The organism is Paenibacillus sp. JQZ6Y-1, assembly GCF_040719145.1.
In the GTDB taxonomy this organism is placed as follows: Bacteria; Bacillota; Bacilli; order Paenibacillales; family Paenibacillaceae; genus Saccharibacillus; species Saccharibacillus kandeliae.
The window spans coordinates 2,211,373-2,225,054 of the sequence record NZ_JBFDUZ010000001.1 but is presented as its reverse complement, the minus strand read 5'-3'; the positions used below and the strand labels follow the sequence as shown (position 1 = coordinate 2,225,054).

The following is a 13,682-nucleotide window of genomic DNA, read 5'->3' as shown; positions in this document are numbered from 1 at the left end:
AAAAAGCAAAATTGTTTGCCGTTTAATATAGGGAAGTTTAATTGTATTCTCTATATGTTTTTCTTCGATTAAAGTACAAGTGAATATTAAAAAGAAGATTGCCATTGCTGTTAAGTTTCATATGCTGAAATGAGAGCTGTTTTGCCTGAAGGTAATAATTTAATTGTTACACATATAGGAGATATATAGAAAGTTACAGGAGGACAAATAAAAAATGTAATTAAAATAGTACAGCAGAATTGAAGGTCGATTTGGAAGCTATACAATATAAAAAGCAGGAAATGTTGATAAAGTATGGTTATGTGAATAGAACGTCTAATTAAAATAGTAGGAGGGAAATAGCATATTGAAAAACAAAAAAGAATTAGAGTATAAATGGGACTTTGCTAAAACATTAGAGTATACTTCTGGATTGATTATTGATGATGTCAAAACTGAAGATGTTTTGAAATGGATGGATGACGAACGTTATAAAAAAGCTCGTGATGAAATGAACAAAGGAACGATTGAAGATTTGATTGTGGAATTTGTGGAGATGATGTGGAGTATAGAGTTAGATTATTTAGAACTAAAGGAAATATTAAGATTGGATTATCATACAACAATGGATAACAAAAATATCATAGTTGAAGGAGAAATTGACCAAGATAATATTCATAAGTTGAGAAAAGTAAAATTAATATTAGATAAAAAAACAAAGTATATTCAAAATCTAGTTTTATTCGTTTCTGAGCAGCCTTCATTAAAAATTTTAATGGGAAAACTTCAATCATTACTAAAAGAATTGAATTTTATAGAAAAAGATAATCGTATTTGCATAAAGTTTGATAATGGGAAATCAATTATAATTGAATGATGCCAATAAACTTCAAATTAGTCTGAACTGTATTAAAAAGAACCTTGTACAAGCAATAATGCTAAGATCCTTTATAATATAATCAATGCTGAATTGCTAGCATATCCATTCAGAAAATGAAATTTTAATATGATAATTTGTTCTATTTCTTTTATTTAACTTTCACTCTAATTTGCGAAGATTCTTTTTTTGTCTATATTCGGTATATTACCAATAACAACACCAAGAAAAATCACACAAGTACGAATTCATACAAGGTAATTACAAATACACTAATAATCTGATTCACCAAAAGTCCTCGTATCCCTATAATACGCCCATAACTCAGTCAACTGTATGGCATGAGGTAGCGAACGAAGGATTAACCAAAGTCGAATGTGAAGTCAGGGTGATGTTATACAGGTCATCAGTGTAGATGGTACTATCGCTAATAATTACCGATACGATCAGTGGAAAAATCTGACGAGGCAGAAGAAAATGATAGCCAATAAGTTTAAATATGCTGGTGAAACGTATGATACGTAGAACAGGAGACTGCATTACCAAAATACCAATACAGACAATCGCACTATCCGTCTAAACAACATCAAGCAAATCTTTTACAAGTATGGTCGCTTTCAAAAATAGTTACCCATCACAATGAACTGATTCAAGAAATTTACACTTACGATTGGCAGGCAGCATCCTAAGCTATACTGATCTGAAAGGCAAATAGAACCAAGGATATGAAGAAATTCTCTACAAGTAATCTTCCAAAAGCTTCGTAAAATTAATTGATAAAGGGTGAAAAGATATTGCTCTACATAGAATGAAAATTATGGAGATTATATCAATCCTAAAATAAAATGAGAATGAGGTTTGATCTTGAGAAACCGGTGCAAATGATCTTGATGCTAATGGTAACCCTGTTGCAAAAAGTTCAAAAGCATCTCATATCAAACTATAGGAGGAGATTGATATGAAACCGAATGAGCTATTAACAACTTATAATTTGCATGACAGTGTTAGAGAAGATATCAGGTATGTATCAGACAGAAACGAAGTTTTGATTAGAATGGAGCTATGTCAGTGGAAGCAAACCAATTACGATGAATCTAAACCTGAAATGAAAGAAGGAGCATTACTTTTTACACAGGTAGAGTTATTCAAGATCGAACCCTCTTCCTTTCAGATAAATAGTAATGAGATTCTTGAGATAAAACTTAATAACGAGAACAAAAAATTGGAATTTATTTTAACGGGTATCGACGATATTGGTAAGGTAAGCATTGTATCAAACGATATTGATTGGAAAGAAATGAATGAAGGCTAATGTGTTATAACTAATATACATTGTGTTGGTGATATTCAAAGTATCAATAACTATGTATTTAGAATAAACGCAAATAATTCGACGTTAAGAGTAGTACAAAACCAGATTAATTAACTTAAAATTAAGTATCCGAGCTATCATTTTTCTGCTCAGTTTGGAGGTTCTTGATGTCAGTCAGTGTATTTAGAATAAATAAAGAAGATGATTCGTTTGAGTTAGATTTTGGAATACCAGTCGCACGAGAAGAGTTTTTTACAAAGTTCTGGCAACCTGCAATGAATGAATTGGGAATTATACACATAAAAAATGGAACAGAGCTAAAAAAAGAGCAACTGCAACCTATTCTTAATGAATTAGAAAAATTGAGACATTGGGCAGAATCTAATTTACAGAACAATGATCTAAATTATATGGTTTCTAGAATCGATTTGCTTATGAGAAAGTTACCCGGAGCATTTAAAACAGATCACACTACTTTATGGATGGGATAGTTCCAATAGAGAAGATTCTACTACTCAGAATAGAACAGAAATTAAACCAATCATAGATCGGTTTCCAAAATTAAAAAAAGTAAATAAGGTGTACTGGAAATCAGAGATGATTGGTAATACAAACTTTGGACCCTCTTCGTATAGCCTGAAAGGATATGTCTATCTTGATAAAGATGTAGCTAAAAGATTTGTGGAAATATACAATTGGAATAAAGTGGATATCAGTCCTTCTATACAGTTAGATAATAATGAGACTAATCGTACTTGGGTATTCAGTAAAGAGTTTAATGAATATATAAAATCATCTGATTATGTTGGGGATTTTTATTTTGATATTAATAATAGATTGATCTATTTTGAAGTAGAAAGATAATTTATGTACTGTGATACTACTTAAAAATACGGAAATATATATTCCCAGTTTATTAAAAATCTTTATTACATTGACTCGTTGATAGACTTGGAATGGTTACATAGTGATTTATTGAATCAGAATAACGCGTATAAAATATTATAACAATAACGATACTAGAATGAGAAATCAGATATCAACTTGAAACCAATGGGTGATTAATTTGCATAAGTACGAAATTACAAAATATGATCCAAATTTACGCGATGAAAAAAGAAGATGTTTTAAAGAGGATTGGACTGCAATCAGTGATATCGGCAAGTCATTTGAAGGTAAACTACTAACGATTGACAGCTATAAGCAAATTGAAGACTGTTATATTAAAGCCATAATTATGGTAATGGAGTATTTACAAATCCCTTTCTTGTCAGTCAATCACGTTGTATGGAGTTTCTCATACGAAAAATTTAGGGACTTGAGAAGAGATTGTGAACTTTATTCTCAATATATAATGGAAATGTACAATAGTATTAAAGACGGCTATAAACTAGATTTAGCGCAAGTAGACTCTTTTTGTAGATTATTATTATGTGAAGATGTTGGTTCGGATGTCTTTTACCCTAGAAGAATGAAGGTTTTTATTGGATACGACTATCTAATGGGAATTCATGTTTCAAAATCAATAGATACATTAATTACGTCCATCGAACAATTAGGTCTATTCGTTGAAAAGTATTGATGAATAAAAACCTTGAGGATCATATATCCTCAAGGTTTTCTTTTAAATATTCTAAAAATAATCGGTATCTAAACTAAAAGCATGTAGCTGCAAAGTAGAATGAAGGTAGGTTGTGAGATGAATCGCTTAATAGTAGAGAGAATAAAGTAAAAAATAGCACAGGACATAAAGCTGAATAAAGGTATCAACAGAGGAGTGTATATATGCAGAATTTTTTTACGGAATTAATTGAAAAGGTAGATTATGATCTCATTCCAGGTTTATCATCTGAAATGCGAGATTGTCTAGCTTATGAAGACAAGGTTTTGGACTTTCAAATTGCTACTTCGAAAGATAAAGTATACCATTTGCATGTTAAGTTACATGAATATACTTTATCTAATGCTAAAAGTGTATTTTCTTCCTTATTACAATTTATTCAATATAATTCCACTTTTTATATAAGGCGGGATACTGAGCATAATACAGAATATTTATTGTTATCACAACAGGATGATAATTTAGCTTTTTACTGTAAAATTCTATTTACATCTCATGAATAATTACTAGAATAAGACTTTGAAAATGAAAATGATCAAGGTCTTATATCGATATGTAACCACTCAACAATCGACCTTTCACATTCATTCGCGAAGGTCCTTTTTTCTTTCCCCTTACATTCGGTTGTATTATTAACAATAACAAATCCAAAAAAAATTATGCATGCGCGAATTCATCGAAGGCGACCACAAACATATTAACAACCTGCTCTACGAAAAGTCCTCGTATCTCTACAACACCCCGTAACTAAATCACTTGTATAGCATGAGGTACCGAAGTAATAACCAAAGTCAAACTTGAAGTCATGGCGACGTTGCTGGAATGTAAGCAGCACACAATAAGGCTGTAGAAATACGTTTTTTAAGTGGCGATTATGAAGTTGTGAATAAATGAACTATACTTCAGGAAAGTCGATTCCATATAGCACTGGGGATGGTTGAACTCATGTAGACAATACATGGAATGGATTTGTGTTTGGCTCTGTAGTAACAGGTAGAGTAGGAATTGGTAGTAAAGCTGTTACTAAAGGTGTGGCTTCTGTAGTTCAAAAGGTGTAAACAGTTCTGAAAAATTTGCTTTAGGACTCTCAGAACATTTGGACGGTTTTGCAGTAAATCAACAAGCTAAAACATGGAGAAATTTCCCCGACGAGAATTGGAAATCTACAGTAACAAATAAGTTGAATGATACAAATGTAGAAATTAAATTCAATCTTACTGGTATAGATAATCTATGGTCTGCTGTTACGCGAGCAGCTAGAGGCGGTGGAGACACAACCGATTGAGAGTTACTTCAAATCCATTTGATTAAAAAGAGGAGGATTAGCAATAGTGAAATCTTTTGGCGATAGAAAATTCAAATTATGGTATTACACTATTAGTCATGGACAACTTCTACTAAGAAGTATCAAAGATGACAACAATACAACTAATATTGATATCATGTTTTTAGATGTAGATTATATAGAATTACCTCGTTATCTTTCAGATGTAAAATTCGAAAAAGCTCAGGAAAAAGATATTAGTTATATACAACAGAAACTAGGAGATCATATATTACCTGAAAGTATTCGAATTATTATTTCTAAAAATTGTCGTTATATTATAGTGGCGAGTATAATGAAGGTTGTAGAGAATGAATTAGAAATGTTTGATTTACCATTTGATACTTTTTTTTGAATTGAATTTATATGTTTAGCAAAATTCATTCTCATATCTAATTAACAAAATTATAAAAGAGAGCTACCTAATTTGATTGGGTAGCCTTTTTAAAATAGTGGTATGAATAAATCTACTAGTATAATTAAAGAATTTGAAAGTTAAGTTGATAGTATTTTTAAATTTAATATTATGAAGATAAAATTCAGGTGCATAATTTAAAATATGTTGGTAAAACTGAGATAGGTTCGAAAGCTAATACATATAACTGGTAGGATAGATATCCCATCCATGAAGGTCTTTTTTCTTTCCTCCCACATTGGGTTATATTATTAACAACAACCCCAAGGAGGAATCACACATGCGCGAATTCATCGAAGGCAACCACAAACATACCAACAACCTGATCCATGAAAAATCCCCGTATCTCCTGCAACACGCCCATAACCCAGTCAACTGGATGGCATGGGGAACCGAAGCATTCACCAAAGCCAAACGCGAGGGCAAGCCAGTATTCCTGTCTGTCGGCTATTCCTAGCGGAGGATTACATCCACTTGCCATTGGTGTCACGTTATGGAGCGCGAGAGCTTTGAGGATGAGGAAGTTGCTGCGCTGCTGAACGAACATTATATTTCGGTCAAGGTAGACCGTGAGGAACGACCGGATATCGACAATCTATATATGTCCTACTGCCAAGCACTGACCGGACAAGGCGGTTGGCCGCTCACAGTGCTGCTGACGCCGGACCAAAAGCCATTTTATGCAGGCACGTATTTCCCCAAACAGACCAAATACGGTCGCATCGGTATGATCGACATGCTCAATCAGATTCATGATAAATGGGAGAATGAGAACGAGCGCATTCTAGAAGCGGGCAATGCGATCGTCGAGCGAATGGCAGAGCATAAGAGCGAAGCGCAGCCGGGTGAGTTTAGCGAAGAATTGATTCATCGTGGGTATCAGACGTTTGTGAGTTCGTTTGACGATGTATACGGCGGGTTTGGTGGAGCGCCGAAGTTCCCGACGCCGCATCATTTTATGTTTCTTAGTGCCTATGCACACACGTACAAGCAGCCGCAGGCGTTGGAGATGGTTAGGAAGACGCTGGATAGCATGTATCGCGGCGGTATATATGACCATATCGGTTTTGGATTTTCCCGCTATTCGACGGATGAAAAGTGGCTGGTACCGCATTTTGAGAAAATGCTGTATGACAACGCGCTATTATCCATCGCTTATCTGGATGCGTATCGGCTGACGGGGGAAACAGAGTATGCACGTATCGCGGAATCGGTCTTTACGTATGTGTTACGCGATATGACGTCGCCAGAAGGCGCATTTTATTCGGCAGAGGATGCTGATTCGGAAGGCATAGAGGGCAAGTTTTATGTGTTCGATCGGGAAGAAATCGAGGAAGTGCTTGGTTTGGAAGCTATGCACATGTATTGCAATGTGTATGATATTACGCCAGAAGGCAATTTTGAAGGTGCCAGCATCCCCAATCTGATTCCTTATTCTGCGGAGGAGATTGCGGAGCAGCGCGATCTGAATGAGCTGGCGCTGCGTACGGATTTAGAGGAAGCGCGGCAAAAGTTATTTGATTACCGCGAGCAGCGCGTACATCCATTCAAGGATGACAAAGTGCTTGTTTCGTGGAATGGCATGATGATCGCCGCGTTATCTCGTGCCAGCAAAACACTGCAAAAACCAGAATACGCGAATGCTGCTCGGCGTGCTGTGGACTTTATCTGGCAAAATATGTTCCGTGAAGATGGACGTTTGATGTCCCGCTACCGCGATGGGCATGTTGCATACCAAGCGTATTTGGATGATTATGTGTATCTAATCTGGGGCTTGCAGGAGTTGTATGAAGCGACAGGGGAAGCCATCCATTTGGAGCGTGCGATTACGCTCAAGGAACAGCTGCTGGAACTGTTCTGGGATGAAGAGCAGCATGGCTTCTATTTCTCCGGCAGCGAAGGCGAGCAATTGCTAAGTCGCACTAAAGAAATCTATGATGGCGCCATTCCATCTGGTAATGCGGTGGCAGCTTGGACCCTTGCGCGTCTATCTGCGGTAACGGGAGATGAGCAGCTGCGCGGGTATGCAGAGCAGATTCTAGATGCGTTTACAGGCACGGTCGAGCAGTATCCGGCAGGGTATTCGATGTTATTATTGGCAGGGATGCAGCTGCTGAATGGCACTGAAGAGATTGTGCTGGCTGGTAAAATCGAAGATATCGATTACCAGCATATGATTACGGAAGCGCAGAAGACGTATCGTCCATTTGCTTCCTTATTATTTAACAGTCATGGGGAAGCGGGCGAATCTCTACGGAAGCTGTTACCCCATATACAGGACATGGGCATGAAGGATGGAGCGACTGCGTATATTTGCGAAGGCTTTGTCTGTCATGAGCCGTTGACTACGCTGGAAGCACTGCGTGAACAACTGGTTGCTGGACGGCGACCGTCGTAATGGCTTGAGATAGGTAGCGATTGATGGATATACAAGCCATGTAGATAAGGTGAAAATGAGCATTGTCGGGATCATTCTAGAGATATGGAAACATTGGTGATCCATGATGATATGGAAGCAGGTATGATTATAAAAGCTATCTGCTACATCCCACAAGAACAAATGATGATATACAGAGCATAGCGGACAATATGCAGACTTCTTTTGAAGTTTATGAGGTAAGATATAATATATGATCCTACGAGGACATCTTCTAAATGGAAGATGTCCTTTTTTCTTGATGGCGATAGATCGTTGCTACTGCATAAATTGCTGAGAGTAGTTGATGATCGGAAAAAGAAGTGGAAGAAAGAAGAAAGAAGAAAGAAGAAAGAAGGGCGTAGATAGAATTCGCCCAATGAAGCAATTAACAAACGTATTTCGCCGTGCTAGAATACAAGAGGGAGGACTGAGAGATTTTACATATTTAAGGTTGTAAGCAGTATAGGGCAAACATGACAGTAAAGAGCAGTAACGCAATAGAACTTCATATTAATAGAAAGAAACATTACTCTTTGTAGTCCAGCTAACCCATGGAGTCCACATGTAGCCCAAGCAACGTAGGTAACCCATGTAATCCATCCAGATAACCCATATAGCTCAGCTAGCCCATGGGATATCCATCACCACAGCATGAACATATTACGGCTCCGTCCGCATCTCGATTGGAGCAGGTAAGAATGGAATATGAACATAAGCAGCATACAAGGACACATCAACAGCACACAGACCACCTATAATAAAGTTGACGATTACACAGTATAGGAGCAGCCATTTATGAAAACAAGTCATCAACCGCTTCAGCCAAATGTTCAAGCTAGAATCCGATCTACATCCCAATCTACATCCCAATCTACATCCCGTATATTCCCTTCGTCTCACCAGATCATCAGTTTGCCGATGCGTTATTGCCTAATGGCATTGATCACGGTATCCATTCTATTCGGAGCCGCAATCCCAGCGTCTGCCGCATCGGCAACATCGGATGCAGAGGCTGTTGATAAGGTCGACAAGGATATTGGCAAAAATATCATGTTCCCCGTTCATCAGGGTAAGCTGTATCCGTCCCGCTATTATGGGACGCCAAGTGTGCAGATGACGAATATCTGGGATCAGTTTTCCGAGATCGCGGGTTCGGATGTGAATAAGATTGTGCAATTGCGAGTGTACAACAATCTGAATGAGTCCTTCTCTGCTTATGTGCAGCCGACAGATAATCCGAATCAATGGATTCTGGGCATCAATCTGATTGGGCTGACTGACGCCGATTGGACGACGGATACGATGGTACATGAATATGGGCATATTCTCACCCTATCCTCGTATAAGCCGCTGAACAGCTCTACCTCTCCTTGCAAAACGGTAAAATTAGACCCATATTCATGTGCTAACCCGAATTCAGATTATTACAAATACTATAAGCAATTCTGGCAAAAATACGGCAAGGATGCTCCCGAAAATGAAGGTGCCAATGAGCAGGAAGTCGCCAATTTTTACCGTAACAAAGGTGGTGCCAACACGTTCGTGACCTCCTATGCAGCGACGAATATAGCTGAGGATATGGCAGAGACATGGATGACCTTTGTGATCAATCCACTTCCGACTGGCAAAGCGCAAAGCACGGTAGATAAAAAGCTGCAATTTTTTGCGAATGATCCCAAGCTGGCTGCCCGTCGATTAGAAATCCGCCAAGTGCTGGAAATGTAGTTGTAGCATGTGATTTGTAATGTATACAATGATGGTTTATGGTCGAAACCGGATGTTTTATCGTTTATGTATGCTCTGATCCAGAGCTGCATCATTGATAAGAATTCCGGTTTTTTGCCGTTCCATTCTGCTTTTATCAATAAAAGCACTTTTATTTCCAAACATCCCTAAATTTCTATTACATAACCTCTATAAGATGTCGAAAAATATGGTATCACTATACGCTGTCCACGACGAAACGGGACATTGGCGGAGGAGAAGCTAGATGAGCAGCATACTGATTATAGACGACTCCAAGCTCAATGTGGCGTACCTGCAAAATACTTTGCATGAGGCAGGGTATGAGGATGTACGCGCTGCATATTCAGCGCAGGAGGCTTACCGGGAGCTGGGCATTGTTGATGGACAACCGTCACGAAAAAGGGCTTCCATGGATTTGATTTTGCTGGATATTGTCATGCCGGAGATTGATGGAATCGAAGTCTGTACCGTACTCAAAAGCATGGAGTTATATCAGGATATACCGATTATTTTTCTGACTGCCGACCGGGCGCATTTTAAGGAAGCGTTCAGCGCAGGTGGCATGGATTTTATTGAAAAGGGCGGTCCAGACTATGAACTGCTCGCACGTGTACAATCCGCGTTACGATTAAAAAAAGAAATAGATGAACGTAAGGACTGGGAGGAAAAGCTGCAAAAGGATCTACAGCTCGCCAAGCATCTACAGCGCAGCGTACTCAGCGCGCCGCTGTTGGAACCGGGCATCTCTATCCACAGTCGCTATATCCAGTCCGCCGAAGTATCTGGCGATATGTTTTATTGGAAAATGTTTGCGAATCGCAAATGCGGAGTGCTGCTGATCGATGTATCCGGTCACGGGATTCCGGCAGCGCTGATCAGCATGTCGATCCGTTCGCTACTAGACGGCATTGTCGGGATATACCGCCAACCACGTGATGTGTGTATGGAGCTGAATCGGCAAATGCGTTTGTTGTTTGGGAAAAATCGGCGGTCCGCTTATTTTACAGCGATCTATCTACTAATTGATCTAGATAAGCATGAACTAGAATACGTCAATGCGGGACATCCCCCCGGCTTGCTGCTAACAAAGGATCAATCGCCGATCAAATTGGTTGGAACGACGGTTCCGGTCGGCATCAAGCAGGATATGAAGATAGAGACCGCTCATATGAGCTACGACGGACCATGCCGAATTATTCTATATACGGATGGATTGGTGGAGCAACCGGGAACCTCGATTCATTTTGGGATTGATAAGCTAGAACAATATGCGCAAAGTCTGGATTATTTGGATAATGAACATTTTGTCGGCAAGCTAGAACGGCTCAACCGTCAGCGGGATGATGATATCTGTATCGTATCAATCGAATTGGATGGATAGGATAGCAGGGGAATGGAGGAGACACGAATGGAACGAAGCGTAATCTCCAAAGGGAAAACGGTAGAACAGGCTGTAAACCGTGCACTGGCATTGTTGGAAGTGAGCAAGCAGGATGTCAGTATTGAGATTATTGATGAAGAAAATAAAGGAGTACTCGGATTTCATGCTCGTCCGGCTATTGTGAAGGTAACACTCGTACGCGACGATAACGAAGCCTCTACTACTACTAACAACCATCCGAATTATACAGGTGCAGATCATCGTACGATTGCCGGAACAGAAGTGCTAGAACGTCCACTGTCACTGCCGGGCATGGATCGTGTGTCTGAACATATTTCGGGTTCTGCGCTACAGATATCTCAGCTCCAGACAAGTATGCCGTCATCGGAACCAACTGTACCAATAGAAGAGGGTAGGAACAAGGTGGGAACTGCAATAGACGATGCAAAAGCGACAGCTGCTTCGTTTGCCAACAAGCAGAATGATGATCTCAAAGCATTTGCCACCAATACCACCGATCTGCAAGGCAAAATCTGGATCGCGAACAATCAGATTCAGATTCAAACCTTCCCCGGCGGTGTGCTTCCTCGTCTGGATGCTTTTAAGTCAGGTGATATTCTGATCAATGGACAACCTTTACTCGCTGGACAGACGGCACAGGTGAGCGAGCAGGATCATATCGAGGTTATACTGACCGAGGAGTTGCGTGAGCCGGTCTGGGAAATTCAGGTTGATCCTGATGCGATGACAGCCAGACTTCAAGTGGAGCCGGGGAGCCATATTCAGCGCAATCTGCTGGATAGCCCGCCAGAAGCTCGCTTGATGCTGCGTGTGACAAATCATAAGCGGCTGATTCCGATTGAGGTGACGGCTGTACAAGAGCAGCTGAACAAGCTAGACATCAGCTATGGCGTGAATGCTCAAGCGCTGCAACTAGCTTGTGAAACAGCGGAAGCGGGTACGTTTGTGATTGCCAGTGGACGTTTGCCGATTCCGGGGATAGACGGTTCTTTTGAGTTTAAGACTGATACGGAGGCGCGCAAGGTTCAGCCGAAGGTGCGTGATGATGGAACGATTGATTATCGGGAAACACGTGAATTTCCGGCAGTGGATGAAGGTGAGGTTATTGGTATCGTATTGCCTGCTATACCGGGTACAGACGGCATGGATATTTATGGACGTAACGTTGCTGCTCCACCTGTGCGCAATGTGCAAATTATTCCGGGCAAAGATGTAGAGCTATCCACTGACCGAATGAGTGCCATTGCAATGCGACCGGGGATGCCGAGTCAGACCAAGCAAGGATACAATATTAAGCTGTCGATTGTACCGAAGCTGATGCATAGCGGCGATGTGAATCTGAGCACAGGCAATATTCATTTTCTCGGTGATGTAGAGATTAGCGGTGCGGTTCAGGATACGATGCAGGTGGAAGCCGAAGGCAATATTCATATCCGCAGTAATGTCAATATGGCACAGATTATCGCTGGACAATCACTGATTGTGAATGCCAATGTGATCAGCAGTCGCATTGTGATCGGACAAATGTATCTATTTTATGGACAGATTGCTCCGATGCTAACGTATATGGAAGAGCAGACCGAGCTGCTGAAGGCGGCGGTGCGTCAGGTGAGCAGTGCAACAGCCTTCAAGCTGAGTGATGTGGAGAATGTAGGTCTGGCTCCACTGTTTCAAGTCCTATTTCAAGGACGATTCCGCTGGATGCGTGATCATATGAATCGGATGCAGAAGATCGCTGATCAGTATAAATCGGTATTGAGTGAAGACTGGGGTCGTTATTTCAAAGAAATGCAGCGCGGCTTTTTGAGCGAGGGATCGAGTCACTTCCGCAATGCGGATGATCTGGAAGGTTTCAATCGACGCACTCGGTATTTGTATTCGGTTGTCGTGTTGCCTGCAATGGAACAGATTTTCTCACGGTTTCATTTTGTGCAAAATACGACGATCCGCTGTGGCGGTGATATTATCGTAGAAAAAGGCTGCTATAACAGCCATCTGTATTGTGAAGGTCAGCTGCAATCTGGCGGTTCATTGCGTGGCGGTACGTATTACGCAGGACAAAGTATAACGGTCGACGAAGCCGGTTCACCGGGAACAGGTACGACACTGCTGCATGTAGCAGAAGGCGGCTATGTACGTGTGAAACGTATACTTGCCGGAACAACGTTGCGGATCGGTGAGCGGATTCATCAGTTTACCGAAGATCGGGAGCATATATTTGCGCGTGTGGATCGGAATCAACATTTTGTATGGCATGAGGAGTGATTGGACATGTTCACCTATCAACTGGAAGAGAAGAACGGGCAGATTACCATATATTGCGAAGGCGATATTGATATTGATGCTGGGGAATTGATCGAGGAGCAACTAGAACCTGCGTTGCAATCTTATGGGACGGTTGTGCTGGATTTGGCACAGGTACAGTTTGTTGATTCATCGGGGATTGGTTTGCTGATTAAGCTGGTGCAGGATTTGCAGGAGCAAGAGCGGGTGGTATGGCTGGAGCATATTCAGCCGGAAGTGATGGAAGTATTTGAACTATTGCAGCTAGACGAGATTCTAGGAAAGCAAGCTTTCCGCTAACGTG

General features: G+C 40.3%; 11 protein-coding genes and 1 pseudogene. All 12 read left to right on the top strand.

What is annotated here, in order from left to right; genetic code table 11:
* The first annotated feature begins 346 nt into the window (after nucleotides 1–346).
* The 12 genes and pseudogenes from ABXR35_RS09450 (at nucleotide 347) to ABXR35_RS09395 (ending at nucleotide 13,678) form a co-directional block, all read left to right on the top strand.
* Entirely contained in the window at nucleotides 347–856 is a 510-nt protein-coding gene (locus ABXR35_RS09450; protein WP_367058678.1) for a hypothetical protein, read from the top strand.
* 958 nt (nucleotides 857–1,814) lie between these two features.
* The gene (locus tag ABXR35_RS09445) at nucleotides 1,815–2,168 is read left to right on the top strand and encodes a hypothetical protein (RefSeq protein WP_367058676.1); all 354 of its coding nucleotides are present in this window, start codon (nucleotides 1,815–1,817) and stop codon (nucleotides 2,166–2,168) included.
* Nucleotides 2,169–2,335: 167 nt separating this feature from the next.
* The gene (locus ABXR35_RS09440) at nucleotides 2,336–2,659 is read left to right on the top strand and encodes a hypothetical protein (RefSeq protein ID WP_367058673.1); all 324 of its coding nucleotides are present in this window, start codon (nucleotides 2,336–2,338) and stop codon (nucleotides 2,657–2,659) included.
* Between the two features lie 106 nt (nucleotides 2,660–2,765).
* Nucleotides 2,766–3,032 (top strand): hypothetical protein, encoded by a 267-nt coding sequence (locus ABXR35_RS09435; RefSeq protein ID WP_367058671.1) that lies wholly within the window; start codon nucleotides 2,766–2,768, stop codon nucleotides 3,030–3,032.
* Nucleotides 3,033–3,234: 202 nt separating this feature from the next.
* The gene (locus tag ABXR35_RS09430; RefSeq protein ID WP_367058669.1) at nucleotides 3,235–3,750 is read left to right on the top strand and encodes a hypothetical protein; all 516 of its coding nucleotides are present in this window, start codon (nucleotides 3,235–3,237) and stop codon (nucleotides 3,748–3,750) included.
* Nucleotides 3,751–3,953: 203 nt separating this feature from the next.
* Nucleotides 3,954–4,292, top strand: coding sequence for a hypothetical protein (locus ABXR35_RS09425; RefSeq protein ID WP_367058666.1), 339 nt, complete (start codon nucleotides 3,954–3,956; stop codon nucleotides 4,290–4,292).
* Between the two features lie 828 nt (nucleotides 4,293–5,120).
* On the top strand, nucleotides 5,121–5,468 hold the full coding sequence (locus ABXR35_RS09420; RefSeq protein ID WP_367058663.1) for a hypothetical protein: 348 nt from the start codon (nucleotides 5,121–5,123) through the stop codon (nucleotides 5,466–5,468).
* A gap of 340 nt (nucleotides 5,469–5,808) precedes the next feature.
* Nucleotides 5,809–7,926: pseudogene (locus ABXR35_RS09415) on the top strand (thioredoxin domain-containing protein).
* Nucleotides 7,927–8,742: 816 nt separating this feature from the next.
* Nucleotides 8,743–9,672 carry a hypothetical protein gene (locus ABXR35_RS09410; protein WP_367058660.1) on the top strand — a complete coding sequence of 310 codons (930 nt, stop codon included), beginning with the start codon at nucleotides 8,743–8,745 and terminating at the stop codon, nucleotides 9,670–9,672.
* A 265-nt stretch (nucleotides 9,673–9,937) separates the two neighbouring features.
* Nucleotides 9,938–11,074, top strand: coding sequence for a PP2C family protein-serine/threonine phosphatase (locus ABXR35_RS09405; protein WP_367058658.1), 1,137 nt, complete (start codon nucleotides 9,938–9,940; stop codon nucleotides 11,072–11,074).
* Between the two features lie 27 nt (nucleotides 11,075–11,101).
* On the top strand, nucleotides 11,102–13,360 hold the full coding sequence (locus ABXR35_RS09400; protein ID WP_367058655.1) for a flagellar assembly protein A: 2,259 nt from the start codon (nucleotides 11,102–11,104) through the stop codon (nucleotides 13,358–13,360).
* A gap of 6 nt (nucleotides 13,361–13,366) precedes the next feature.
* Entirely contained in the window at nucleotides 13,367–13,678 is a 312-nt protein-coding gene (locus ABXR35_RS09395) for an STAS domain-containing protein (protein ID WP_367058652.1), read from the top strand.
* Nucleotides 13,679–13,682: the final 4 nt, after the last annotated feature.

What these genes read in the sequence shown, in the direction of transcription:
- ABXR35_RS09405 (WP_367058658.1), top strand. Translation starts at nt 9,938, where the DNA reads ATGAGCAGCATACTGATTATAGACGACTCCAAGCTCAATGTGGCGTAC.
- ABXR35_RS09410 (WP_367058660.1), top strand. Translation starts at nt 8,743, where the DNA reads ATGAAAACAAGTCATCAACCGCTTCAGCCAAATGTTCAAGCTAGAATC.
- ABXR35_RS09425 (WP_367058666.1), top strand. Translation starts at nt 3,954, where the DNA reads ATGCAGAATTTTTTTACGGAATTAATTGAAAAGGTAGATTATGATCTC.
- ABXR35_RS09445 (WP_367058676.1), top strand. Translation starts at nt 1,815, where the DNA reads ATGAAACCGAATGAGCTATTAACAACTTATAATTTGCATGACAGTGTT.
- ABXR35_RS09400 (WP_367058655.1), top strand. Translation starts at nt 11,102, where the DNA reads ATGGAACGAAGCGTAATCTCCAAAGGGAAAACGGTAGAACAGGCTGTA.
- ABXR35_RS09435 (WP_367058671.1), top strand. Translation starts at nt 2,766, where the DNA reads ATGATTGGTAATACAAACTTTGGACCCTCTTCGTATAGCCTGAAAGGA.
- ABXR35_RS09395 (WP_367058652.1), top strand. Translation starts at nt 13,367, where the DNA reads ATGTTCACCTATCAACTGGAAGAGAAGAACGGGCAGATTACCATATAT.
- ABXR35_RS09440 (WP_367058673.1), top strand. Translation starts at nt 2,336, where the DNA reads ATGTCAGTCAGTGTATTTAGAATAAATAAAGAAGATGATTCGTTTGAG.